Here is a 23,484-nt window from a genome sequence, read left to right as displayed (position 1 = left end):
AAAAATTCAGGTGCCGGCTTACCGGAGTAAGCCGGCACCCGTAAGATTAGTCCTCTTCACCAAAGTTGGTGGGTTCCGCTTCGGAGATTACGAAGGGAATCTCGTCCCGGATGGCCTTCCGCTGGGCGAAGGGCATATCATCCGTGTAGGGTTCACCGTACCGTTTCATGGCCAGTTCATCCCAGAGTTCTTCGTAGGCTCCCTTTAGTTCGTTGTAAACTTCGAGGTAGGTTTGGTAGTTCGTACCGCGGTCGTTTTTCAACGAAATAATGGCGCTGGTGGGGCGTTCTGCGAGGTCAGGACGGCCGGCGGGGTTCATGATGAACTCCTTGGCGTTTTCCCGCAGGTCCCCGATGCGCATGGATTGCTCCCGCACCAGCAGCTGGTTCTGGGCGTTTACGAGTACGGAGTACACGTTACGCTCCTTCAGCTTCGTAATATCGGGCTCTTCATCAGACCAGGGCGGCAACTTTACGAGGATGCCCTTGTCTTCTGCGATCGTAGTTGTCACCAGGAAGAAGATCAGCAGCAGGAAGGCGATGTCCGCCATAGAGCCTGCATTGATCTCATTGTTCATCCGGTCTCTCGTCTTGGTCTTAGCCATGGTCGTTGGAAGTTTTGCGGATTACTTAAAGATACTGCGAATGCCGAATACCACCAGCGTAAGGATCGAAAGGCCGATCATCACCATGGCGGCCAGAATTGAACCTGAGATAAATTTCAGGTTTCCGCCCGTAAAGGTTGTTTCGTTGGAGTCTTCAAACTTCGCGATGGCGTTCTGAATCTCGGCGGATTCTGAGGCAATGTCACCATTGGCCGAAGAGTAGCCGACGAACACGATAATGGCAAGAACGGCGAGGCCGGCCAGTCCCTTGATGGAGCCTTTGGGGTTACTTGCGAACTGCATGATCCCGAAGATCAGTGCAGCAGCAACGGCTACCACGACCAGGAGGCCAGCAGCGTACATACCGAAGTTGAAGATGTTGGTCTCGTACTTCTCTTCTCCCGCACTCTCCGAAGCTAGCGTTTCGAAGACGGGGTCGGGAGCACTGAAGATGCCGCCGAGGAAGATGATGGTAATCAGCACTCCAATCCCGAAAGCCAGCAACTGGCCGTATTTATTCAAAAATGCGTACATGCTATTGATTGGATTTTGAAAGAATGAGGGCTGATTAGGCCTTGAAGCTGTTGTTCGTTGCCATGATATCTACCAAGGCAATTGAGGCATCCTCCATACGGTTTACGATACCGTCAATCTTGTTGACGATGTAGTTGTAGAGAATCTGGAGGATAATGGCCACGATCAGACCGAATACGGTGGTCAGCAGGGCTACCTTAATACCACCGGCAACAACTGCGGGGCTAAGGTCACCAACCGTTTCAATCCGGTTAAAGGCCTGGATCATACCGATTACCGTACCCATGAACCCGAGCATGGGCGCAATGGCGATGAACAGAGAGATCCAAACCAGGCCACGCTCGAGAAGTCCCATCTGAACGCTACCGTAAGATACAATTGCTTTTTCAACGGCATCAGGACCTTCGCTGCTGTGACGGAGACCTTCGTAAAGGACGCTCGCCGTGGGGCCCGCCGTAGACTTAGCTACTTCTTTGGCACCTTCCATGTCTCCGGCTTCAAGACGCTCACCGATGCGGGAGAGCAGCTTGTCCGTGTTGGTGGAAGCAAGGTTGAGGGTAATGATACGCTCGATACAGAAGGCCAGTCCGAGAATCAGACAGATCAGTACGATGGCCATGAAGCGCCAGTCGCCGTCGATGAATTGCTTTTTCAGTACCTGGAATCCAGCGGAATCCTGAGCCATCAGGTCCGTAGCAGAAAAAGCTACCAGCGAAAGGGCCGCCAGCGTCTTAAATAGATGTCGCATAGCCGTAATTAAGGTTTAACGAATAGTTTGCGCGTGAAGAGAAAATGCCAAAACACACCATAGTGGCGTGTGACTGGCAATTAATGTTTATCCACCGTTGTGGAAAGACCTTTAAGATACCACCAAGAAGGGGGCATCCGATAATGGAGGGCTAAATAAGCCACTTTTTTCCCGGAAACGAGGTAATAATATACCTTTTCTCCGAAATAATCCGGCTAACTGACCTCCGCCATGCGGAGAGGAAGGGATTCGAACCCTCGATACGGGGTTACCGTATACACGCTTTCCAGGCGTGCCTCTTCAACCACTCGAGCACCTCTCCAAAAGAATACATTCTCTTTGGGAATACTGTAATCCGTTGACCACAGCTCCCAGAATAGACGCAAAAATTGTAAAAACGATCAACAAAACAAAATTTTTATTGGTCGGCTACTCGTTTATCGCATCCTTTACGGGTGGTCTCAGGCCCCACCAGGGGCAGTCAGGTTTTGCAAACCGGTCAAGTTCAAAGAGTTGCCACGCATTCTGGCTCGTTAGTCGGCCAACTTCCTCCGGTGAAGTTTCCCAGAGCGTAGCAATTTTTTCGGCCACGAATTTCACGTAGGCCGTTTCATTCCGCTTGCCGCGTTTGGGAACCGGCGCCAGGTAGGGAGCGTCCGTTTCCAGCAGAATCCGTTCCCGGGGCAGCTCCAGCAGTACGGGTTCGAGTCCTCCGTTCTTGAAGGTAGCCACTCCTCCCATACCGAGATAAAAACCGAGGTCTACGGCCTGACGGGCCTGCGCCACATTTCCGGTAAAGCAGTGAAAAACCCCGCGTAGTTTCGGATTATTTACCCCCCTGATCAGTTCCAGCAGCTCATCGATGGCCTCCCGGGCGTGAATACAAATCGGCAAATCGTAGTCAATGGCCCACGCACATTGCTTCAGAAAGGCCTTCACCTGCTGATCCCGGAAGGTTTTATCCCAGTAAAGATCCATGCCGATTTCGCCGATGGCCACCCAGGGACGCTGCTGCAGATATTTTTCCACCACGGCCAGTTCCTCCTCGTAGTTTTCCCCGACGCTGACCGGGTGGAGCCCGATCATGGCCAGCACCCAGTCGGGATAGGCCGCTTCGAGGGCCAGCATGTCTTCGTGGCTGCTGCGGTCAACCGCCGGGAGAATCGCCAGGTCCACGCCGGCGGCCCGGGCCCGCTCCATCACGGCCGGACGGTCTTCAGAAAATTTGCTGCTGTAAAGATGGGTGTGGGTATCAATAAACATGGACGGAAGGTGCTACTCGGCACCTGGTTGGTGGTTACCTTCGCAACATGGCGAAGAAAAATAAGTTCTACGTCGTTTGGCTTGGGCACGTCCCCGGAATCTACACCGACTGGGCGGACGCTAAACGCCAGATTGACGGCTACAAAGGTGCCAAGTATAAATCATTTACGGATCGGCGACAGGCCGAAGCAGCCTTCCGTAAGGGTTTTGAGAGCTATATCCGCGCGGCTACTACCGGAAAAACTTCGCACCTGCCCGCCGGGGCAAAAAATCCTGGTACCAAGCGCCGGAGCAATGCCCCCACCACGGACCGCATTATCGGCCGCAGCATCAGCGTTGACGCCGCCTGCGCCGGTAATCCGGGAGTGATGGAATATCAGGGCGTAACCACCTCCGGGCGCAAGCGCCTCTTTCATCGGGCATTCCCCCTGGGCACCAATAACATCGGTGAATTCCTTGCCCTCGTGCACGCCCTGGCCTTCCTCAAAAATCAGGACCAACCCCAACTACCAATTTACAGCGACAGCCAGATCGCCATCGGGTGGGTAAAAAAGGGTAAGTGTAAAACGACCCTGGCCAGAAATGCCAAAACCGAAGAGCTCTGGGACTACATCGACCGGGCCGAAGGCTGGCTGAAGCAGAACCAGATCACCAATCCGATTTACAAGTGGAACACGAAGGTATGGGGAGAAATCCCCGCAGATTTCGGTCGGAAATAGGGGAACGGTAGGGCGCTATCGAATGAACTTCATTCGGTAGCGGACGTCAATTTCTCCTTTTTTGATTCTGTCCAGTTTCTTTTTCACCAGGCGCTTCTTAATCGGCTTAAGGTATTCGGTAAACAGAATACCTTCAATGTGGTCGTATTCGTGCTGAATGACCCGGGCGTTCATGCCGTCGAAAAACTCAAGATGCTCCACAAAGTTTTCGTCCTGGTACCGGATCGTCACGCCTTCGGGTCGCTCCACGTCGCCGTTGATGTCCGGGATACTCAGACAACCTTCATTGTGGGTCCAGTCTTCTCCGGATTCTTCCACGATTTCGGCGTTGATGAACACCTTTCTGATCCCCTTATCTTCTTCGCCTTCGTCCTGCATGGGGCGGCTATCCACAACAAATAGCCGGATGCTGAGGCCAATCTGGGGCGCGGCAAGCCCTACCCCGTTGGCGTATTCCATTGTTTCCCACATGTTGGCAATGAGCTCAGTAAGCCCGGGGTAGTCGGGAGTGATGGGCTTGGCAACCTTTTTCAGGACTGGCTGCCCGTAGGCGTAAATTGGAAGGATCATAAACTGAGGCGCATTTTTAACCAAACAAACTTCTTGGATGGAATGAGATCATGATGAGGAGGGTCAGCGTAGGGTTTCCATAAAATCCTGCAGAATTATCGTAGCGGCAATTTTATCCACCCGGGCCTTTTCCTGTCGCTTTTTTCGTCCAAGCCCCATGTCTAACATGGCTTGCTTCGCTCGCTGTGAGGTGTAGAACTCGTCTTGTCGATGTAGGGTAATGGCGGGATAAAGCTTCGTGAATTTACGCTCAAATCCCACAATTTCGGAGTGAATTTTGTTCGGCGTACCGTCCTTATGACGGCTCTCCCCGATCACCAAATCCCCTACTTGCTCCTCCTTCAGGTAGCGTTCTAACCACGCCAGAAGCTGCCCCGTAGGAACAGTTGCTAAACCTGTAGCAATTATTCGCAGGGGGTCAGAAACGGCAATACCGCATTTTTTTGCTCCGTAATCAATAGCCAGAATTCGCATGGTAATAACTACACACTTCCCGAAAAAACGTTAAATCCGGGTATTTAGTTGGGACAAAAATGGAGGCCAGAAGAAAAATATCGGGCCGTAAAGAACAAAAAAAAGTACATAAAGACTCAAATGTCCACTCCCTTTTGCCGGCCTTCACCGCTCCGGGGGCAATATTATGTTTTTATCGTACAAATTACCCACAAAAAGCAACGGCGAGGTCGGTTGGATGACCTCGCCGCTACTGCTGTGTTCCTGGCCAGAGTGGCCGGTAAACCAGGAGACTATCCGGACACCAGATTACTGTCCAGTACTCCCCCATCCTCTTCGGGTTCGGGAGGAGTACTCATCCCAAACCAACGTTTGAGCTTGCGACGCGCCCGGTAGATCAACCACAGCATCACCGGAACCACTACCAGCGTCAGGAAGGTGGCAAACACCAAACCGTAAATCACCGTCCAGGCCATGGGGCCCCAGAGGGCCGTATTGTCACCCCCCAGGAAGAAGTTATTGCTGAAGCTGAGATCACCGATGAAGCCGAAGAAGTCGAAGTTGAATCCGACGGCCAGCGGAATGAGCCCCAGCACCGTAGTAATGGCCGTAAGCAGTACGGGCCGTAACCTCGTGCCACCACCAATAATGATGGCCTCCTTAATGTCTTCCAGGTCCAAATCGGAAATCTTCTCCAGCCCCTTCTCCTCCACCTTATTCTGCATAAGGAGAGTGGTGTAGTCAATGAGTACGATGGCGTTATTGACCACTACCCCGGCCAGAGAGATGATCCCTACCCCGGTGAAGACTACCGAGATTACGCCCCCAAAGAAGAAGTAGCCCAGCAGCACCCCAATCGTAGACAAAACCACCGAAGTGAGGATGATGAAGGGAGAACTGATACTGTTGAACTGCGTCACGATGATCACGAAGATCAGGAACAGGGCAAAGATGAAAGCTCCGAGCAGGAACCCGATGTCTTCCTCCTGTTGCTGCTGTTCGCCGGTGAACTCGTAGGAGAATCCCTGCGGCAAATCGTAAGACTGCAGGACCTCATCAATTTGGGGAATGATCTCGTTGGCGTAGTAGCCATCCAGCACGTTTGAGCTGATGGTGATCACCCGGTCGAGGTCCTTCCGTTTGATGGAGGAATAGGTAGAGGTGTAGTCCACCGAGGCGACCGTACTGATGGGGACCTGACTGATCTGGCCGGTGGCCGGATCTCGGAAGGTAACCCGCTGGTCCAGTAGTTTGTCTACCTCATTGCGGTCAGCATCGGCTAATCGGATGAAAATGGGAAATTCGTCTTCTCCGAGCTTGTACTTGCTGACTTCCTTACCGAAAACCGAGGTCCGGAGTGCGGAGGCAATCTGGAAGGTAGAGAGTCCGTAGCGGCGGGCGGCTTCCCGATCGACGTTAACCGTCAGCTCCGGTTTACCCACTTTGATGTCGGCCTGGAGCTGCTCAATACCGGGAATCCCCTGAGCGTTGATGTAGGAGATCACGTCGTCTCCCAGTGTTACCAGCTTGTCGATGTCCTCTCCGCTGATTTCCAGGTTGATGGGTTTGCCGGTGGCCGGGCCGTTGGGGTTTTGGTCCACCGTTACCAGTACACCGGGGATTCCCCGGACTTTCTCCCGCAATTCTTCCATGATCTGGCGGGTGCTCACCCCTCCACGGTCCCGGAAGGGGGCAAAGCTCACCGTGATCCGCGCCTTGTTGGGCGTGAAGCCCGGCTCGGGGGGCTGGTTGGGGTCGGAAGTATTTTCACCGATTTGGGTCAGCACCGCCTCCACTACGTCGCCGTACTGTTCCAGGTGTCCCAGCATCCGGGTTTCCAGCTCCCGCGCCACCTCGTCGGTAGCCGAAATATCGGACCCGATGGGCAGTTCTACGAAAGCATTGACGTAGAGCGGATCCGCACTGGGGAAGAATTCGACCTTTGGGGGGAAGAACCTGGTAAGTAGTGAAGCAAGCACCAGCAATAAGAATGTGCCCCCCAGTACTGTCCTGGAGTACCGCAGGGCGAACCGGATGGTCCCGTTGTACCGTTCTTCCAGCCAGGGGAGGAAGCGGCCCTGAAAGACAAAGGAAGCGGGCCGTAGGGCGAAGAAATACAGCAGCGTAACGATGATGGTCACGATGGCAAAGTTGAACAGCCACTGCTGCCCGGCGGCCAGGCCCAGTAGACCTACGCCCAGCATTACTGCCATCGAAATCAGCACCCGATTGCGCTTCTTTTTGCGTCCGGCCGCCGTTTCGGAACGGGCGTCCACCTTCATGAAACGGCTGGCAATAACCGGGTTGATCACCAGGGCCACGATCAAGGAAGACAACAAAACCAAAATCAGGGTAATGGGAAAATACTTCATGAACTCCCCCACGATTCCCGGCCAGATGGCCAGTGGAAGGAAGGCCGCCAGGGTAGTTGCCGTGGAGGCAATGATGGGCCAGGCCACCTCACCCGCACCGTACTTTGCGGCATCTTTGGGTTTGGTTCCCTGCTGCATGAACCGATAGATATTCTCCACGATCACGATGCCGTTATCCACCAGCAGTCCCAGGGCCAGAATTAGGGCGAAGAGCACCACAATATTCAGCGTAACGCCCGTCAGCCAGATCCAGAGAATACCCATCAACATGGATAGTGGGATGGCAATTCCTACGAAGAGCGCGTTGCGCAGTCCCAGGAAGAAGAGCAGTACCAATACCACCAGAATCACCCCGGAGATGATGCTGTTTTCCAGGTTTTCCACCTCCGTCCGGGTATTGTCCGACTGGTCGTTGAAGTACGTAATTTCCAGATCCTCGGGTAACCGTGGCATCACTTCGGCCACGGTCTGCCGCACGCCGTCGGCGGTACTCAGCAGGTTTTCACCCGATTTCTTGATGATGTCCAGGCTGATCACCGGCAACCCGTTTGCCCGGGCAATACTGGTTGGATCCTCGTATCCGAAGGAAACGTCGGCAATGTCCCGCAGGTACACGAGCCGCTGGCGTTCATTCTTTACGATGGTATTGGACAGCTCCGAAACATCATCGTATTCACCCACCACGCGGATGGCCCGGCGGAAGCCGTTGGTAATTAACTCTCCCCCGGAAAGCGTAAGGTTTTCTCCCGCAATGGCGTTTTCGATGTCCTGAAAACTGATCTGGAGACTTTCCATCTTCCGGACGTCAACGGAAACTTCCACTTCCCGTTCCTGAACGCCCTTGAGGTCTACGTTGCTCACGCCGTCCACTTCCTCCAGTTCGTCCTCCAGTAATTCCGCGTAACGGCGTAATTCTTCGGGCGGATAATCACCACTGACGTTGACCGTCACGATGGGCAATTGAGAAAGGTTAATTTCCAGTACCGTAGGGTCGGTATCCAGGTCCGTGGGCAGTTCAGGCTTGGCCTGGTCCACGGCGTCCTTGGTCCGGCGAACGGCATCGTCAAAGTCTTCGTCGGAGTTGAATTCTACCGTGATGACGGAAAAATCCTGGATACTCGTAGAGCGGATGACCTTTACACCGTCAACACCCTGAAGCTCTTTCTCCAGCGGTCGGGTTACGAGGCTCTCGATGTCCGCCGCACTGTTTCCGAAGTAGGGGGTATTAATGTATACCTGAGGAAAATCCACTTCGGGAAATTGTTCCTTGGGTACCTGGTCATAGGCAAACAGCCCGAAAATCAGGATCATAATGGCCAGCAAAAAGACGCTGGTGCCATTGTCGACCGCCAGATTGGTCAGGCTGAAGGTTCGTTTTTTACTTTCCTGGTTGGCCATTGGTAATGGGGTTCTGGCTGAGGGTAATGAGTTGTTCGTCGACCAGGCCGCGGGCTCCGGTCGTGATGATGCGGTCACCGGCGGTGAGGCCTTCGGTGATCACGGCCATGTTATTGTAGGTAGCTCCCGTCTTGATGAAAACCTTACTGGCCATTGTTTTACCGCCCTTCTCGTTGGCAATAAAGACGTAGCGCCGACCGTCCACTTCCTGCTGAATCAGGTCCTGGCTCACCACTAACAGGTCTTCGGCCGCAAAGTCCAGCACCTCAATTTCTGCCAGCAGGTTGGTCTTTAGCTGTGCGAGATAACGACCGGGGACGTCCACTTCTACTTCGAAGGTGCGGTTAGCGGGGTCAACGGTGCGGCCAATACGCACCACCCGGGCCTCAAAGTCCAGGTCCAGTGCCGGCACGATGACCTTAACCTGCTGACCACGTTCCACCTTGGCGAGCAGTTCCTCCGGAGCGTCGGCAATGACTTTGAGGTCATTGGTACTCAGAATGGAGGCAATGGGCGCGCCCGGCATGGCATTTTCTCCCGCCCGGAGCATCACCCGTTCAACCGTGCCGCTGATGGGGGCATAGACATTCCGCTTGTTGCTCTGAACGTCAATGGCCGCCAACTGCTTTTGCAGTCGCTCGTAATTATTCTTTGCCTGGAGGTACTGGATTTCCGAACCAATTTGCTGGTTCCAGAGGCGTTCCTGGCGCTCGAAAACCGTCTTGGCCAGTTCCGTCGCTTTCTCCACTTCTTCTCGCTGGGTCTCAATGTCCTCCACGTTCAGCACGGCAATGAGCTGCCCCTTACGGACCAGGTCGCCATCGTCCACCGTCAATCGGATAATTCGTCCCGGAATCTCGGCCGAAGCCATGGCCGTTTCGTTGGCCCGGACGGTCGCCTGAACGTTGGTGTAGTTCTCAAAGGATTGGGGGTTCAGCGTCTCGTAAGTGACCAACGTGGCGTTGGGCGCAAAGGAGGGGTCAAGGACGGCAATGGTATCCTCCAGAGCCTCGATTTCCTGGGTCAGCTTGCGCAACTCGGCGCGTTTTTCCCGAAGCAGTTCTTGCTTCTCGGCCAGGCCAGCGGGCAATTGTTCTTCTTCTTCGGCGCGTCCGCAGGATGCCATGATCAGCAGAAGCGCAAAGCCCAGGATTGGTAAGCGTTTCATAGTTCTTGATGTTGTCATTTGATGGGGAATTGGGAGTGAGCATCAGCCGGTATTCGTCCGGCCCGTATTAGGGTTAAGTGAGGTTATCGGCCCAGGGCCAGGAAGAGGTCTTCTTTGGCAACCAGCGCTTCGTAAAGAGCATTGAGGTAGTTGGCCTGTGCTTCGTAGAGCGCCTGCTCCGCCTGCACGACCTCCAGGCTGGCGCCTACGCCCTCCCGGTATTTGATTTGAGTGGTTTCGTAAATCCGCTCCGCCAGGGCTACGTTATCCTTGGTGACCGACAGGCGATCCTGAGCCGCCGCCAGGGTGGCACGGGCATTGGTCACTTCCAGGGATATTCCCCGGGCCAGGTCTTCCCGCTGGTTGACGACTTTTTCCTGAGACAGACGGGCGCGTTCCACCCGGGCGCTCCGGCCACCAAAGTCATAAATGGGAATGCTGGCGGTAACCCCGACGAATATCGTTGGAGCCCAAAAGCCGTCGCTGAAGTTGTCGCCCTGGTACTGATACTGGCCACCAACGTTGGCGTAAACCGTGGGCAGGTAGGCGGACTTCTGTAATTCCAGGTTTAAGCCCTCTAGATAAATCACTTTATCCAGCAGGCGCAACTCCGGGCGTTGTTGGTAGGGGACATTTCCCGTCATCGCCGCCAGTTCAACTTCCGTTTCCAGTTCGTTGAGATCATCGGCCACCGTGAGTGGTTCGTCCAGGGGATAATTGAGCGTAAACTTCAGGGCCCGCATGGCATTTTCCGCCTGCTGGGCAATCTGGTCGCGTTGACTCTTGAGGTTGTTCAGGCTCAGAACCAAACGGTCGACATCCAGCTGTTCCACAAAGCCCGCCTCATACTGGGCGCTGGTTTCCCGAAGCAGTTTCTCCAGATTATCGATGTTGCGGTTCAGGATTTCTACGTTGGTTTTGAGCAGAAGGACCGGGAAATAGGACTGGGCTACCTGAGTTCTTACTTCCCGCTGGCGATTCTCCAGCTCAAGGTTATAGTAGTCCTTACTGGCCCTGGCGGCCCGTAATCCCACGAAAAATGATCCGTCAAAGAGCATGGTGCGTGCGTTGATACCGCCCACCAGGCTGTTTTTCAACTGAAAGGCAATGCTCTCCGGAGCATTCGGGTCCCCCATCGCAAAGGCTTCGGGTAGGGGAAGCTGAGGAACCTTCAGGTAGCGGGTATAATCAATGGAGGCATTGATTTGGGGCAGTCCCGTACTGAGACGCTCCTTCACCACCTGTTCGGCATCCAGAATGTCTACCCGGGCATTGCGCACCGCCGTGCTGTTGGCCAGGGCGTAGGAAACCGCGTCGGAAAGACTGAACTCCGGTGGTGCGGCTACATCCTGCGCATAGATGGGTGGTGGGGCGAAGGTGGCCAGCAAGAGGAGCACGGCCACAGTTTTGATTAGGTACTTTTGGGGAAAGTGGGTCATGACAAATAATTAATCAAGGGCTTCTTTTTTGAGATAGGTCTCAAGTCGTTCCCGCCCGAACTGATTCACCAGTCCGTTGAGGTGATAACTGGCGTGCTCACGGATGACGTCCGTGATGGGGCGCTCGTGGGCGGGGAAAATGGATTTATCGATGATGATCATCATCATGGCCACGTAGAGCTTGGCGATGATGTCCGGCTGCAAATCATTACGGTACAGTCCTTCCTCCATACCTCGGTTCATATTAGCCTCAACGGACTTAAGAAAGTCCTGTTGATGGGCCTGCATTTGCTCCCGCCACAAGCCAGGATAGTACTTCTGAAGGTCATGAATCGTGGTGGGGGAAATGGCCCGCATCTGGCGAATGAAGTAGCGACTGTTGCGCAAAAATTCATCGATGGCATCTTTGGATTCCCGCAAATTTTCCTGGATGACTTCCAGGTCCTTGCAGGCATCATTTACCAGGACGAGCTCGATCAGGTCGCGCTTGTTGTCGACGATCTGGTAGATGGTCTTTTTGGACACGCCCATGTGCCGGGCAATGTCGTCCATACTGACACTCTTGAGTCCCAGTCGCATGAAAAGACCGTCGGCCGTTTCAATCAGTTTCTCCTTTATGCTTGCTTCTTGTGTACTCACGCCCCGGAAACGACAGAAACTTTTGCAACGTTCAAAGTTTCCTACGTTTCTGACGCTTTCTTGACAAAAGGCTGTATGCCCGGGATCCCCGCACCATTTTGACGTGGTAACTCCTTGCCAAGACTCGTCCTCGAGGGTTTCTTCCAACGGTTGTCCGGCGTTCATGTGGAGTGTTGATTTTGGTGAAACGATCATAGTTTTCGGGCGGCAATTCGGCAGTGGGCTACTGCTTCCTACCTACCTGGGTATTACCTTGCGTCGCTGGATTACCCGGTACCGGTATCGGCCTAGCCGAGTATTCCGCTTTACTACACACTCCTTTGCATCTTACTTAAAGCAGCACCCCGAGAAGTCATTACCGTCGGGATCACTGATAAAACAAAAACCGTCAACGCCCGGGGCGGCTGGCGAAGTTGCGCAACAGCAGCACCAAAGTGTATCGTCCCTACCGGCCAGTACGACGTCAGAAAGACAATGGTTGGCGATCAGCGGACCATTTTAAAACAATTTTTGTTTTACAGATTATAAAATTAAACTTATTTTTTGATATTTGCAACCCATGGCAGCTCCCAAAAAAAAGCCCCATACCGAGCGTTTCATTCAGGATGCGGTTGCGGACCAACTGAATAAGCGGTATTACCGCCGAAAGCCAGCCTACGTGAGTACGGAAGTATATACCCGGCTGAAGCGCGCCGACGTGATGATTTCTTTCATGCGCGCACGAAAGCGTCCTTACGTAGTGGTTGTAGAAGCAAAGAGTCGGACGACCATCCATCAGCTCAAACTGCAGGAAAAAGATAGCCGGGTGCGGTTCATTGCTCAATTAACCACGCTGGGGTTGATCGTAGGCCTTTCCGCCATTTTGGGCTATCAGTGGTACTTCAATGCCCTGAATACGCTGCTCCTGATTGGCGTATTTGTGGTCGGAAGCCTACTAATCGGTACGGTTATCCGCTGGCTGGAGTTAAGTATTGCCAGTAGTATTTCCGCCATCGAACAACTGAGTCGCTATCCCGCCAATGAACACTGGATTGCCGTCGGGGAAAACACTTTCGTGCGGCCAGCTGAGTACCAGGCCCTGAAAAAGCAGTGCCGCAAAAACGGCGTGGGACTGATCGTGGTTAATCAACGGGGGAAAATCCAGCTGCGGGTAATTCCGAAGCCCCGCCACACATTCAATGATTACCTGGGTAAATACGGTAAACGGAAAGACATTTTGGCCACCATTGACCGGAACCCGGACTACGGCCCCACTCCTCCGGAACGCGCCAAGAAACGCCGGCAGCTGCTGAACGCAACCCTTTTACTGAGTGTCGTAGGACTGCTCTCCACCATTGCCTACGAAGAGAACTATGGTCCGGTGGTACCCGACCCCTTTGAACCCGGCTGGGAAGTGGAAGCGGAAGTGGTCGCCCCAGCTACCGAAGCTCCCATCTCGCAGCCCGAACCAGTAGGTTGCACAGATTTTTTGGTATCTGAACGGTCCTTTGTTGTCGTCGACGCCCTGCTGCGGGAAGACAAGGCCCGCGCCCGGATTGCGGAACTGGCTGCCGCGGGACTCACCGGCCAGCGGATGGTCCCCACCGAATGCCTGAACAGCTGGCCAGCACCGGGGCGTTTTGCGGTCGTTACGAGTATTCTTTTCCCCCACCGTCCCGAGGCGAAAGCCGCCGCCGAACGCTACCGGGCGTGGTGTGAACAAAAGGGTCTCCCCGCCGCCTACGGGCGAGCGGTCAAGGTACGTCCTGGCAAATAGGATTTTGCCCCGAAAGAGGGCTCCCGCTAAGGAACTATCAACCTTCCATATCCTCCGTAGTTGATCGCCGTTGTTTTCTTCTCCCATCCCACCTCAGCCTCTGCCTTAACGACCGGCCTGCGGAGCAAGCCTACTCCGGATAACATTCCTAAGCCTTAGCCACTTCTATTTCCATCTCCTTAGTCTCAGCCTTAATGACCGGCCTGCGGAGCAAGCCTACTCCGGATAACATTCCTAAGCCTTAGCCACTTCTATTTCCTTCTCCTTAGCCTCAGCCTTAATGACCGGCCTGTGGAGCAAGCCTACTCCGGAGAACATTCCTAAGCCTTAGCCTTAGCCTAAACCTTAGCCTTAGCCTTCTTTTTAGCCTTAGCCTCCTCCTTTCCTATATTTACCGGCCAAATTAGTAAACTACATGCCCCAGACTCTTCCCCGAACCATGACCGCCACCGAAATTCTCACGGCCCTGGTGTCCTTTCCCATCTTTGGTGGGGACGCCAACCTGGAAATTGTCAAGTGGATTACCGATTACCTCGAAGGCTACGGGGTAGCGTATCAGCTGGTGTATAACGAGGACCGGACCAAAGCGGCCATTCATTGCCGGGTAGGCCCCGCAACGGATGGTGGGATCATCTTAAGCGGCCACCTGGACGTAGTGCCGGTTGCGGGACAGCCCTGGAATACTGACCCCTTCAAGTTGACCCTGATCGGCGATAAACTGTACGGCCGGGGCAGTTGCGACATGAAGGGCTTCGCGGCCTGCTGTCTGGCTACCCTACCCCATATGCTGGAGCAGCCAATGACCAAGCCGGTTTACTTTGCCTTCAGCTTTGATGAGGAGATTGGATGCCGATCCGGTGATCTTTTGGCGGCAGCCATCCGGGACCATTATCCGGAAACGCCCGCCGGAGCCATTATTGGGGAACCATCGATGATGGTACCCATGGTGGGGCAGAAGGGCATTATGGTATACACCACGACGGTGACCGGATCTCAGGGCCACAGTAGTCGCATTAAGGAGGAAGTCGACGCCATTCACGAAGCCGCCCGGCTCATTCTATGGCTGGAAGGCAAAATGGACCGTCTGATTGCCGGGGGAAGAATTGATGACCGATTCACGCCTAACCACACCAGCATTCACGTGGGTAAGATTAACGGCGGAACGGCCTTTAATATCATTGCTAACCAGTGCTCCTTTGACTGGGATTACCGCAACATCCCGATGGACGATGCAGACGAAATTTTTGCCGAGTTCGAAGCTTATTGCGAAGAACGTAAAACCGTTTGCCGGAAAATTTATCCGGAATTTGATATTGTTCACGATGCAATGCACCCGCCCGTTCCACCGCTGGATACCGATGAGGACGCGAAAATTGTAAAACTTGTCCAGCGTCTGACCGGCGAAACCCAAACGGGGACCGTGGCCTACGCCGCCGAAGCAGGACAATTCTCCAATGCAGGTTTTCCTTCCGTAATATGCGGCCCCGGGGATATTGCCCAGGCTCACCGGGCCAATGAGTTTGTGGCCGTTGAACAGTTGGAGCGTTGCCAGCAGATGCTGCAAAAATTAGTCGCTCACCTCAGTTAATCCCGCGTTACTTCCGGGGATCGTTGCCATCCGACCGTACTACAATCCCTTCTTTGACGTTATCTTGTCGAATGCGGGGGGTCAGAACCAAAGATGCTGACCAGCCGTTACTTGCCCAATTAGCCAGTGTAACATGCGCTTTTCTTCCCTATCCATACTCTTTTTTTGGGTGCTGTTCATGCCGTTTAATGATGTGTTCTCCCAGGAGGAGGGCATCGTGCATTTACGAAACCCCTCCTTCGAAGATCTTCCCCGTAACAGTGAGCCTCCACGTGGGTGGACGGACTGTGGGTTCCCCGGTGAAACCGCCCCGGACGTACAACCCGACCCGGAATTTTTATTTGAAGTAAGAAAGCCCGCCTTTGACCAGAATACATACCTGGGTATGGTCACCCGGGATAATGATACCTGGGAAAGCGTCGGCCAGCAACTTACTACCCCCCTGGTTGGAGGGCAGTGTTATGAGTTTCGGATTCACCTGGCCCGATCCGAAATTTATATGAGCCGGAGTCGCCGGACGAAAGCAAGGGACAACTACGTTGACCCCATCAAACTGCGCATTCACGGCGGTTACAGCATCTGTGATAAGGGCAACATCATTGGGGAGTCCGCCCTGGTGTACAACTTCGAATGGCAGGAGTTCCGCATTAAGCTCCGCCCGGAGGATAACTACACCCACATTATTCTGGAGGCCTTTTACAATACGCCCATTCTGATTCCCTACAACGGAAACATCCTGCTGGACAACATTCAGCCACTGGTCCCCATCGATTGCGACAAGAATATTTTCCTGGACGAACCGGCGCTGGTGCAGACGGAGGTGGAAAACCCGGAAGACAACATACGGGTCAGCCCGGTAGTCCCCCGCCAGGATACCCGGGGCCCCGCCCCGGCCCCGGCCAACGGAGAACCCAAGGAGCCGACCGTGCGCCTCGGCCGTACGGAAGCCGTCCTGAAGAAAGGGCAAATTTTTGCCATCGAAAACATCCGTTTCAAGGCCAACAGTGCTGAATTGACCCCCGATAGCGAAGAAGCACTCCAGGAGATCGTTGGCTTTCTGCAGCAGAATGAAAACGTCATCGTTGAAATCGGAGGACACGCCAGTAGGATGGCCGGTAACACCTTCGCCGCCTCAGTTAGCGAAGACCGGGCAAAGACGGTGGTCAGCTACCTTAAGTCCTATAATATCGGTTTTGAACGAATGATTCCCCGCGGCTACGGCAAGAGCCGACCAGTCTGTCTCGACAGTACGCAGGATTGTAACAAACGCAATCAGCGGGTGGAGGTCAAAATCCTTGAATTTAAAGAGAGCCGCTAGGGTCAATGCGCGAGTTTGGCTGCGCAACGAGACGTTAAAACCTTCACAGGCTCTTTCACGGGTTATCCCGCTTAATTTCCCGACAAGCCAACACATTGTGCTTCCGGGCGTTAAATAATTAGCTGACGTTGAGCTCCCCCGGGAGCCGTGATTACCTTATTCCCCGGTAGTCCATCCGAAAGATTGTATCTTCGTCGCCCGCGGGAACGCCCGCAATACCATATCACACCGTCCGCAGGCCTGGGAGAATCGGCTTGCGCACTATACCAAGCCATAATAAATGGATCATCATCCCGAACAAACTCCGGACAATCCGGAGGAAGAACCGGTCGTATACTTTGACGAATTAGACATTGCCGATGAATTGCTAGATGCCCTGGACGACATGGGCTTTGAGCAGTGTACCCCCATCCAAGCGAAGGCCATCCCCCCCAGCCTCGAAGGTCGGGACGTCCTGGCCGTCGCCCAAACGGGAACCGGAAAAACCGCCGCGTTTCTGCTTCCCATTCTCGATAAGCTGGCCCGAAACCCCGTTAAAAAGGTAAATACCATCATCTTGGAACCCACCCGGGAACTGGCCATGCAGGTCGACCGGCAGCTAGAGGGGTTCAGCTACTATACTTCCGCTAGTTCCATTGCCATCTACGGCGGCCGGGACGGAAGAAGTATGGAACAGGAAAAGCGGGCCCTCAAAACCGGCGCTCCCATTGTGGTAGCTACCCCCGGGCGACTCATCGCCCACCTGGACCTGGGGTACGCGGACCTGAGCGGCGTGAAGCACATCGTGCTGGACGAAGCAGACCGTATGCTTGACATGGGTTTCGTCAACGACATGTTGAAGATCATCGACATGTTACCGAAAGAAACCCTGCAAATTCTATTCTTCTCGGCCACCATGCCACCGAAGATTCGGAAGTTCAGCCGTGACATTCTGAAGAATCCGGTAGAAATCAGCATCGCAATTTCCAAGCCCGCCGAAAAAATTGACCAAAAGGCCTACGACGTACCTGAACCGGCAAAAATCAGCCTCATTGAGCATATCCTGAAGGACAAAAAGGATATGGAACGCATCCTGATTTTCTGCGGTCGTAAGAAAACCGTCCGTGACCTCACCCGGCGACTACAACGTAAGGGCCATAAAGCCGAAGCCGTTTCCTCCGATCTGGAACAAAGCGATCGGGAAGAACGCCTCCGGGAATTTCGTTCCGGAGCCATCCCCATTATCGTAGCCACTGACGTTCTCAGTAGGGGTATTCACATCGACGGTATTGATCTGGTCATCAACTTTGACGTACCCGGTGATGCGGAGGATTACGTCCACCGCATCGGACGAACGGCCCGTGCCTCCGCCGAAGGAGAAGCCATCACCCTCATCAGCAGAGAAGATCGTCATCGATTCCGCCGCATCGAAGATCTGGTGGAGAAAAAAGTTCGCCGGGTAGAACTCCCCGAACACCTTAAAGCAAGACGAGGAGATGATGACCGTGACCGTGACCGTGGACGGGGCCGAGGAGGAAAAAATCGCAACCGGGGACGAGGCCGGGGAGGAAATAAAAAACGATCGGGAAACCGTCCACACAAAAACAAGGGAGAAGCTTCCGGCGAACCACGGTCGGAAAAAAGAGATAACACTTCCAGGAAAGAAGGTGGCAATAATTCCGGCGATAACCCATCCGGCAGACGTAAACAGCGTCGGGGCCGGGGCCGGGGGCCCCAATCCGGAGGATCCCCCCAGGATAATTAAGGCCGGATAGTAATCATTACTAAAACGCTGAGCTATCGGAGCGGTAACGGGTTTCCCGTTACCGCTCCGCCGTTTTCAGGGTAGTCAGCTTCGGAAAATAATTCTATTTGGGTGATAAAAATTTCCCGCTTGAGATGTTGAGTCTACAAGTGTTCGGACGCCGTTTCACTCGGCTAAGCCTTCGCAAAACAGGCTTCCGACCACAGTTTTCCCGGGGCTGAACGGTACATGACGCCCCGATAGCTATCGGGGTGGCTATCGGGGCCGGCAAGGAAGGTCTGGTCAAACGGTGGGTTTTCATCACCCTAAACCCCATCCGATCTTTTCACCGGTAGACTCCAAAAAAATAGCGAAGGGGGTAAAACTTTATTTTGAACCGATCGTTACACACTAAACAGTAACGATCGTTACAAAAACAATAATAACCATTAAACTTAACCTACTCATGGCAGACTTAACTGGAAAAATCGCAATTGTAACCGGAGGTAGTGGAGGCATTGGTCTGGCTTCAGCGCGCGCGCTGAAGGCCGGAGGTGCAACCGTGGTCACCAACGGAAGACACGACCAGAGAGCCGAAGAAATCCGTCAGCAGTACGGAGATTTGTACGACAAAGTATATACCGCTGACGTCGGTGTTGTGGCCGAGATCAACGCCTTCGTCGATCAGGTCGGTAAGGACTACGGAAAAATCGACGTCATTTTCGCCAACGCGGGCTTTGGTGAGCCCGCTCCCCTTGGGCACATCACGGAAGATAATTTTGACAAGCAGTTCAACGTCAACGTGAAGGGGGTAATCTTTACCGTACAGGCTGCCCTACCCTACCTTTCGGAGGGGGCCAGCATTATTCTGAACTCCAGCATTGCCAATCAGCTGGGCTTCGCCAACTTCAGCGTATACGCCGCCACTAAGGGTGCCGTGAAAACCCTCGGGAAAATCATGGCGGCCGAGCTGGTCGGTCGCGGCGTACGGGTAAACGTGGTCAGCCCGGGACCGATTGAAACTAACTTCTTCGCCGCTACGGGGATGAGCGAGGAACAGCAGGCGCAGGCCGCAGATATGATCAAGGCCCAGGTACCGATGGGACGCTTCGGAAAGGCCGACGAAATCGCTGGTTACGTAGCCTATCTCGCTTCTGATGCCAGCACCTTCATGACGGGTACTGAAGTGGAAATTGATGGAGGGATGGCCACACTCTAAAAATCCATGACAAGATTGTGCGGGAGTCCCCTTAATTTGGGTGCTCCCGCCTTTTATTTTGCTACATACCAACACTAACCATGGCTCGAACCAAAGGATTTGACGAAGCAACCGTCCTGCAACGCGCCCGCGACCTTTTCTGGGAACAGGGCTACAAGGCAACTTCCATTCAGGAACTGGAAGTTGCTACCGGTCTGAGCCGTAGCAGCATTTACCGTTTCTTTGGTGGCAAGCGCTCCCTGTACGATCAAACGCTGGAGGCTTACCAGAAGGAAAACCTCAGGGGAATGCGGGAAATCCTGGCTGCTCCGGGAAATCTTCGCACCCGCCTTCAGGCCCTGTTCAATCGCATCCTTGAAGCCAAAACCAAGCCCGGCAACAACTGTTCTGCGGGGTGTTACATCGTTAATTCCACCACGGAACTGGCCACTACCTGTCCGGATAACTTTGGCTTTGTGGCCACCAACCGGAAAAAATTTGTTGCCGTACTCACCGAAGCAATCCGCCAGGCGCAGGCAGCAGGGGAAATCGCTGCGTCGGCCGACCCATTGGCCCAGGCCAATCTCCTCTTCGTCGGCTACAACGGGCTACAGGTCGTTACTAAAACCGGGATGCCCAACGAGGAACTTTCCGCCACCATCGAGCAGTTGCTGTCCGGATTAGCGTGGGCCTAACTCACTTCGGAGGATTGCATTACGCCCCCTATCTTCGAGCGATGCCAAGAGATTATACGGCCTTCGCCAACCGACTCAGGAAAATGGCCCGCCACTACGACAAGTGGGCGCGGCGACAGGAACTGGAAGCCTATCGCATCTATGATGCTGACCTTGATGAGTTTCCCATTACCGTTGACCGCTACGGGGAACAGCTTTACGTAGCGGTCTACCATCGTCGGGGAGAAAACTGGGACGAGACGGAGTGGCAGGACCGCAAGCTGGCCTACCGGGACGTACTGATGGAAGTCCTCGAATTGGGTCGAGACCAGATCTTCTTTAAATTACGCAAGCGGCAGAGCGGCAGTAATCAGTACGAAAAGTTATCCATCGTCCAGCGGGAGTTTACGGTGGTTGAGCATGATCTGGGCTTCATCGTCAACCTCACTGATTATCTGGACACGGGACTGTTCTTGGATCACCGACAAACCAGAATGATGGTCGCTAAAGCAGCCAGAGACAAGCTCGTGTGTAACCTTTTTGCCTATACCTGCTCCTTCAGCGTCTACGCCGCAGCCGGAGGAGCCCGGCGGGTAGACAGCGTTGACCTGTCAAACACTTACCTCCAGTGGGGGCGGAGGAACTTTGAACTCAACGACATCAACGCCGAGGAACATCGCTTCATCAAAGCCGACGTCCTGCAGTGGCTGGCGGAGGCTCCGGCAGCAACCTACGACCTGATCGTGCTGGACCCTCCCACCTTCTCCAATTCAAAAATGATGCAGGACGTGCTCGATACCCAACGGGATCACGTACAACTTATTCAACAGAGTATGCGGCTGCTTCGTCCCGGAGGGACGCTCTACTTTAGTACGAATTACCGGAAGTTCCGGCTGGACGAAGATGCCCTGCAGGGCTTCCGGGTCAAAAACATCACCAAACAGACTCTCCCGCCAGATTTTCGCAAGCGAAACCTCCACCAGAGCTACCGCATCGAATTTAGCCGCGATGATGAGGCCTAAGGCGTAATCCGCTGTCGTTGTTCCTCGGGAATATTCATCAGGCGAAGGCGGCGCCCCCACACCAGCACCTGTCCTCCGTATACGCATAACCACAAAAGCAGAACGGTAAAGGACAGGGATTGTCCGATCCCGTACCAGGGACGTGACCTGAGGTCGGCGTGTAAGTATTTGAAGGCGAGAAAATCTGCTCCCGCCAGGATGCCGTATACCAAAATGAACAGTAAGCACCCCTTGAGCAATTTTCGTAAGTACCACAAAAGCCGGGGCAGGCTACGCTTCTTCAGCTGTTTCCGGCGCCGACGTAGATAAGCATAACTGAAAAAAACGTATAGTGGCCAGCCGGCCAGATACAGCATCTGTTCCAGCCCACCATAGAAGGGGTTGTAGAAGTAGCGTCCGGTTGGGTGCCGCCAGTCAGGAACCATCCAGATGGCCAGGAAGTAAATGACCTGACCGGTCGGCAGTGCCAGGTGTTTGGCGTCGGTCCAGCGAAACTTATAGTGGGGGTACAGGCTCACCTTAACGTGAAAGAAAAGTAAGACTGGTAGCCAGAGGCTGTAGTAGATGGGCTGATACCTCCAGGAAGGATAACTTTCCATCCATCCCAGAAAATCGACCATGAAGTGCAGCTGGGTGAGCCCCCCCAGGATGAGCAGGGTCCCGTAAAGTGCGTTTGCCCGCCGATCACCGGACCGCTTCACGAAGAAAAGTGAACCGATAACTCCCGCCGTCAGAAGGGTGCCTACCATGCAGATGGCGGGCAGGTAAACTTCAAGAAACTGCGAGGCGGTGGGCATGCTGCGAAGGTAACGGCTGCGGCCGCACGATCCTAAAGTTCATCGACCGGATACTTCCATCAAGTAGCGATCCATTGCGGGGGTAAAAAATTGCCGCGTTTGCAGCGCCCCTAATTTTAGTGGGTTGGTAACTGCAAACGCGGCCAAAAACATTTCATCATTAAGCCTGAGAAAGAAAATAGGGTGTTTAGGTGTGTGAGGGATTAGGTGGGGTTTTCATCAGGTGGTTTAAGGGTAGGAGGGATATATGACCCGCATTACTTTGCGGTAATTTCGTCGGCCTTCAATTCCTTGAAGAAGGTTTTCAGGTACTTGCTGATTTCCCGCTTGCTCTTGCCACTCATCTGCTCGAAACCGGCTACCTGTCCCATCAATTCTTCTTCCAGGTCCAGGAAATACTGCTTAGCCCGGTAGAAATCGGGGTCGGCGTCGGCGTACTCCCAAATCAGCGTGCGGTCAGTTACCCGGGTTTCTCCCAGGTTAGGGAATCCGGAGGCGTAGCTGGCGTTTACCAGGCCACTGAAGTCGAAGTCATAAGGTACCGCTACCGTGCTACCACCGGGTGCCTGCATCAGCTTAAGGTTGCGGACCATACTGGTGGAAAAGTCGGAGTTACCGATCATGTACTGAAACAGGGCGACCGTTTCGGCGTTGGTAACCTGCTGAGCGGGGAGCGCAAAGCAATCATCACAGTTCTTCATTTCCATGCCCATCCGTTCGCGCAACTCGTCGGTGTCTTCGATGAGAATAGCATAGCTGGTAACGGTGCTCTGATCAACGGTGTTGACGTAGGTCACGGTCAACAACTGGGTGCGGAAACTGGCCGTAGGGTTGACGGTATTGTAAAGTTCGTAGGCCAGTTGTTCCCGCAGGATGGCATCTTGCCCCTCTTCTCCCTCGGTACAGTGCGTAACGAGTTTGAAGTCATTGTGGGTGTTCAGGCCGAAAGCCCGCAGGTTGTCCTTTTTGAACTGCAACTTCAGGGGAGGGATGGTGCAAGTGCGGCGACGGAACCGACCGCGAACGGAAACGTCCAGATCAAGTACCTGGCCGTTAGCAACTACCTGAGCGTCGATCTCGCCATCCTTCTTGCGGAATACTTCAAGCGAATCGAAGTTGACGTGAAGCTCAATATTGGTAACGGACTGATTTTCCCATTGGTCAAAGAGACTTACGCCTCCCTTCGGGTTAGCGCCCTGGGCGCTGGCAAAAACAGCACCGCAAAAAAGAAGGCTGAATATGAAGGTGAAAAAGAGGCGTTTCATGATTACTGGGTTAAAGCGGTTTGGTTAAAAAGACTTTGAGTTATTGTTTTGGTTGCACGCTGATAATGAATGAAGTACGTTATCTGCGTTTTGATATTTCAAAGATGCGGGTTGTTACGGGTTCCCGAAAATTTGTTCGAGTGCTCCTAGGTTTCCGTCGACGAATGCGTGTAATTCTCGATTAACGGAATGTGACTATTGGCCAATTTGCCCGTCTAAACCCTCTTTTCCTGACC

Annotated in this window: 20 protein-coding genes and 1 tRNA gene; 8 read left to right on the top strand and 13 right to left on the bottom strand. The window is 53.8% G+C overall.

The genetic code is table 11. From position 1 onward, the window contains the following. Positions 1-46 precede the first annotated feature (46 nt). From E1J53_RS00150 to E1J53_RS00130, 5 genes are all read right to left on the bottom strand, one after another. Positions 47-604, bottom strand: coding sequence for a biopolymer transporter ExbD (locus E1J53_RS00150; protein ID WP_134269955.1), 558 nt, complete (start codon positions 602-604; stop codon positions 47-49). A 21-nt stretch (positions 605-625) separates the two neighbouring features. Further along, positions 626-1,138, bottom strand: a complete 513-nt coding sequence (locus E1J53_RS00145; protein WP_134269954.1) for a hypothetical protein — start codon at positions 1,136-1,138, stop codon at positions 626-628. 34 nt (positions 1,139-1,172) lie between these two features. Further along, positions 1,173-1,886 carry a MotA/TolQ/ExbB proton channel family protein gene (locus E1J53_RS00140; protein ID WP_134269953.1) on the bottom strand — a complete coding sequence of 238 codons (714 nt, stop codon included), beginning with the start codon at positions 1,884-1,886 and terminating at the stop codon, positions 1,173-1,175. A gap of 234 nt (positions 1,887-2,120) precedes the next feature. Next, positions 2,121-2,208 (bottom strand) — tRNA-Ser (locus E1J53_RS00135). Positions 2,209-2,315: 107 nt separating this feature from the next. Continuing rightward, positions 2,316-3,149 (bottom strand): TatD family hydrolase, encoded by an 834-nt coding sequence (locus tag E1J53_RS00130; protein ID WP_134269952.1) that lies wholly within the window; start codon positions 3,147-3,149, stop codon positions 2,316-2,318. Positions 3,150-3,196: 47 nt separating this feature from the next. On the opposite strand from E1J53_RS00130, the gene E1J53_RS00125 reads away from it, so the two are divergent. Then, a complete protein-coding gene (locus E1J53_RS00125) occupies positions 3,197-3,868 on the top strand; it encodes a viroplasmin family protein (protein WP_134269951.1) in 672 nt (223 codons plus the stop codon). Between the two features lie 15 nt (positions 3,869-3,883). Here E1J53_RS00125 and def read toward each other — a convergent pair whose 3' ends face one another. The 6 genes from def to E1J53_RS00095 form a co-directional block, all read right to left on the bottom strand. After that, positions 3,884-4,438, bottom strand: a complete 555-nt coding sequence (gene def, locus E1J53_RS00120) for a peptide deformylase (protein ID WP_134269950.1) — start codon at positions 4,436-4,438, stop codon at positions 3,884-3,886. Between the two features lie 63 nt (positions 4,439-4,501). Then, a complete protein-coding gene (ruvX, locus tag E1J53_RS00115) occupies positions 4,502-4,912 on the bottom strand; it encodes a Holliday junction resolvase RuvX (RefSeq protein WP_134269949.1) in 411 nt (136 codons plus the stop codon). A 272-nt stretch (positions 4,913-5,184) separates the two neighbouring features. Further along, complete coding sequence (locus E1J53_RS00110; RefSeq protein WP_134269948.1) at positions 5,185-8,661, bottom strand: efflux RND transporter permease subunit; 3,477 nt, start codon at positions 8,659-8,661, stop codon at positions 5,185-5,187. Next, positions 8,642-9,829, bottom strand: a complete 1,188-nt coding sequence (locus E1J53_RS00105; protein ID WP_173021309.1) for an efflux RND transporter periplasmic adaptor subunit — start codon at positions 9,827-9,829, stop codon at positions 8,642-8,644. The genes E1J53_RS00110 and E1J53_RS00105 overlap by 20 nt, the downstream gene beginning before the upstream one ends. A gap of 83 nt (positions 9,830-9,912) precedes the next feature. Continuing rightward, the gene (locus E1J53_RS00100; RefSeq protein ID WP_134269946.1) at positions 9,913-11,268 is read right to left on the bottom strand and encodes a TolC family protein; all 1,356 of its coding nucleotides are present in this window, start codon (positions 11,266-11,268) and stop codon (positions 9,913-9,915) included. A 9-nt stretch (positions 11,269-11,277) separates the two neighbouring features. Further along, positions 11,278-11,907, bottom strand: coding sequence for a TetR/AcrR family transcriptional regulator (locus E1J53_RS00095; protein ID WP_173021308.1), 630 nt, complete (start codon positions 11,905-11,907; stop codon positions 11,278-11,280). A gap of 559 nt (positions 11,908-12,466) precedes the next feature. On the opposite strand from E1J53_RS00095, the gene E1J53_RS00090 reads away from it, so the two are divergent. The 7 genes from E1J53_RS00090 to E1J53_RS00060 all read left to right on the top strand — a co-directional run bounded on the left by E1J53_RS00090 (position 12,467) and on the right by E1J53_RS00060 (position 21,186). Beyond that, a complete protein-coding gene (locus E1J53_RS00090; RefSeq protein ID WP_134269944.1) occupies positions 12,467-13,663 on the top strand; it encodes a hypothetical protein in 1,197 nt (398 codons plus the stop codon). Positions 13,664-14,078: 415 nt separating this feature from the next. After that, positions 14,079-15,251, top strand: a complete 1,173-nt coding sequence (gene argE / locus E1J53_RS00085) for an acetylornithine deacetylase (RefSeq protein ID WP_253929742.1) — start codon at positions 14,079-14,081, stop codon at positions 15,249-15,251. A gap of 133 nt (positions 15,252-15,384) precedes the next feature. Next, on the top strand, positions 15,385-16,569 hold the full coding sequence (locus E1J53_RS00080) for an OmpA family protein (RefSeq protein WP_134269943.1): 1,185 nt from the start codon (positions 15,385-15,387) through the stop codon (positions 16,567-16,569). A 280-nt stretch (positions 16,570-16,849) separates the two neighbouring features. Beyond that, positions 16,850-18,313, top strand: coding sequence for a DEAD/DEAH box helicase (locus E1J53_RS00075; RefSeq protein ID WP_134269942.1), 1,464 nt, complete (start codon positions 16,850-16,852; stop codon positions 18,311-18,313). A 445-nt stretch (positions 18,314-18,758) separates the two neighbouring features. Continuing rightward, positions 18,759-19,511 carry an SDR family oxidoreductase gene (locus E1J53_RS00070; protein WP_134269941.1) on the top strand — a complete coding sequence of 251 codons (753 nt, stop codon included), beginning with the start codon at positions 18,759-18,761 and terminating at the stop codon, positions 19,509-19,511. A gap of 80 nt (positions 19,512-19,591) precedes the next feature. Further along, positions 19,592-20,185, top strand: a complete 594-nt coding sequence (locus E1J53_RS00065) for a TetR/AcrR family transcriptional regulator (RefSeq protein ID WP_134269940.1) — start codon at positions 19,592-19,594, stop codon at positions 20,183-20,185. Between the two features lie 41 nt (positions 20,186-20,226). Further along, positions 20,227-21,186 carry a class I SAM-dependent methyltransferase gene (locus tag E1J53_RS00060; RefSeq protein ID WP_134269939.1) on the top strand — a complete coding sequence of 320 codons (960 nt, stop codon included), beginning with the start codon at positions 20,227-20,229 and terminating at the stop codon, positions 21,184-21,186. Here the strand turns inward: E1J53_RS00060 and E1J53_RS00055 are convergent. Together E1J53_RS00055 and E1J53_RS00050 are read right to left on the bottom strand one after the other, a co-directional pair. Beyond that, positions 21,183-21,983, bottom strand: coding sequence for a hypothetical protein (locus tag E1J53_RS00055; protein ID WP_134269938.1), 801 nt, complete (start codon positions 21,981-21,983; stop codon positions 21,183-21,185). The two genes, E1J53_RS00060 and E1J53_RS00055, sit on opposite strands and share 4 nt — an antisense overlap. A gap of 257 nt (positions 21,984-22,240) precedes the next feature. Beyond that, positions 22,241-23,248: a hypothetical protein gene (locus tag E1J53_RS00050; protein ID WP_134269937.1), complete on the bottom strand. Its 1,008-nt coding sequence runs from the start codon at positions 23,246-23,248 to the stop codon at positions 22,241-22,243. Positions 23,249-23,484 lie beyond the last annotated feature (236 nt).

This window comes from Lewinella sp. W8, assembly GCF_004375085.3.
Taxonomy (GTDB): Bacteria; Bacteroidota; Bacteroidia; order Chitinophagales; family Saprospiraceae; genus Neolewinella.
The sequence above is the reverse complement of the archived record's forward strand: the minus strand, read 5'-3'. Positions and strand labels throughout refer to the sequence as shown.

Coding starts and splice junctions, on each gene's coding strand:
- E1J53_RS00130 (WP_134269952.1), bottom strand. CDS start 3,149: ATGTTTATTGATACCCACACCCATCTTTACAGCAGCAAATTTTCTGAA.
- def (WP_134269950.1), bottom strand. CDS start 4,438: ATGATCCTTCCAATTTACGCCTACGGGCAGCCAGTCCTGAAAAAGGTT.
- E1J53_RS00125 (WP_134269951.1), top strand. CDS start 3,197: ATGGCGAAGAAAAATAAGTTCTACGTCGTTTGGCTTGGGCACGTCCCC.
- E1J53_RS00110 (WP_134269948.1), bottom strand. CDS start 8,661: ATGGCCAACCAGGAAAGTAAAAAACGAACCTTCAGCCTGACCAATCTG.
- E1J53_RS00055 (WP_134269938.1), bottom strand. CDS start 21,983: ATGCCCACCGCCTCGCAGTTTCTTGAAGTTTACCTGCCCGCCATCTGC.
- E1J53_RS00065 (WP_134269940.1), top strand. CDS start 19,592: ATGGCTCGAACCAAAGGATTTGACGAAGCAACCGTCCTGCAACGCGCC.
- ruvX (WP_134269949.1), bottom strand. CDS start 4,912: ATGCGAATTCTGGCTATTGATTACGGAGCAAAAAAATGCGGTATTGCC.
- E1J53_RS00080 (WP_134269943.1), top strand. CDS start 15,385: ATGCGCTTTTCTTCCCTATCCATACTCTTTTTTTGGGTGCTGTTCATG.
- E1J53_RS00105 (WP_173021309.1), bottom strand. CDS start 9,829: ATGAAACGCTTACCAATCCTGGGCTTTGCGCTTCTGCTGATCATGGCA.
- E1J53_RS00060 (WP_134269939.1), top strand. CDS start 20,227: ATGCCAAGAGATTATACGGCCTTCGCCAACCGACTCAGGAAAATGGCC.
- E1J53_RS00145 (WP_134269954.1), bottom strand. CDS start 1,138: ATGTACGCATTTTTGAATAAATACGGCCAGTTGCTGGCTTTCGGGATT.
- E1J53_RS00075 (WP_134269942.1), top strand. CDS start 16,850: ATGGATCATCATCCCGAACAAACTCCGGACAATCCGGAGGAAGAACCG.
- E1J53_RS00070 (WP_134269941.1), top strand. CDS start 18,759: ATGGCAGACTTAACTGGAAAAATCGCAATTGTAACCGGAGGTAGTGGA.
- E1J53_RS00100 (WP_134269946.1), bottom strand. CDS start 11,268: ATGACCCACTTTCCCCAAAAGTACCTAATCAAAACTGTGGCCGTGCTC.
- E1J53_RS00050 (WP_134269937.1), bottom strand. CDS start 23,248: ATGAAACGCCTCTTTTTCACCTTCATATTCAGCCTTCTTTTTTGCGGT.
- E1J53_RS00090 (WP_134269944.1), top strand. CDS start 12,467: ATGGCAGCTCCCAAAAAAAAGCCCCATACCGAGCGTTTCATTCAGGAT.
- E1J53_RS00140 (WP_134269953.1), bottom strand. CDS start 1,886: ATGCGACATCTATTTAAGACGCTGGCGGCCCTTTCGCTGGTAGCTTTT.
- argE (WP_253929742.1), top strand. CDS start 14,079: ATGCCCCAGACTCTTCCCCGAACCATGACCGCCACCGAAATTCTCACG.
- E1J53_RS00150 (WP_134269955.1), bottom strand. CDS start 604: ATGGCTAAGACCAAGACGAGAGACCGGATGAACAATGAGATCAATGCA.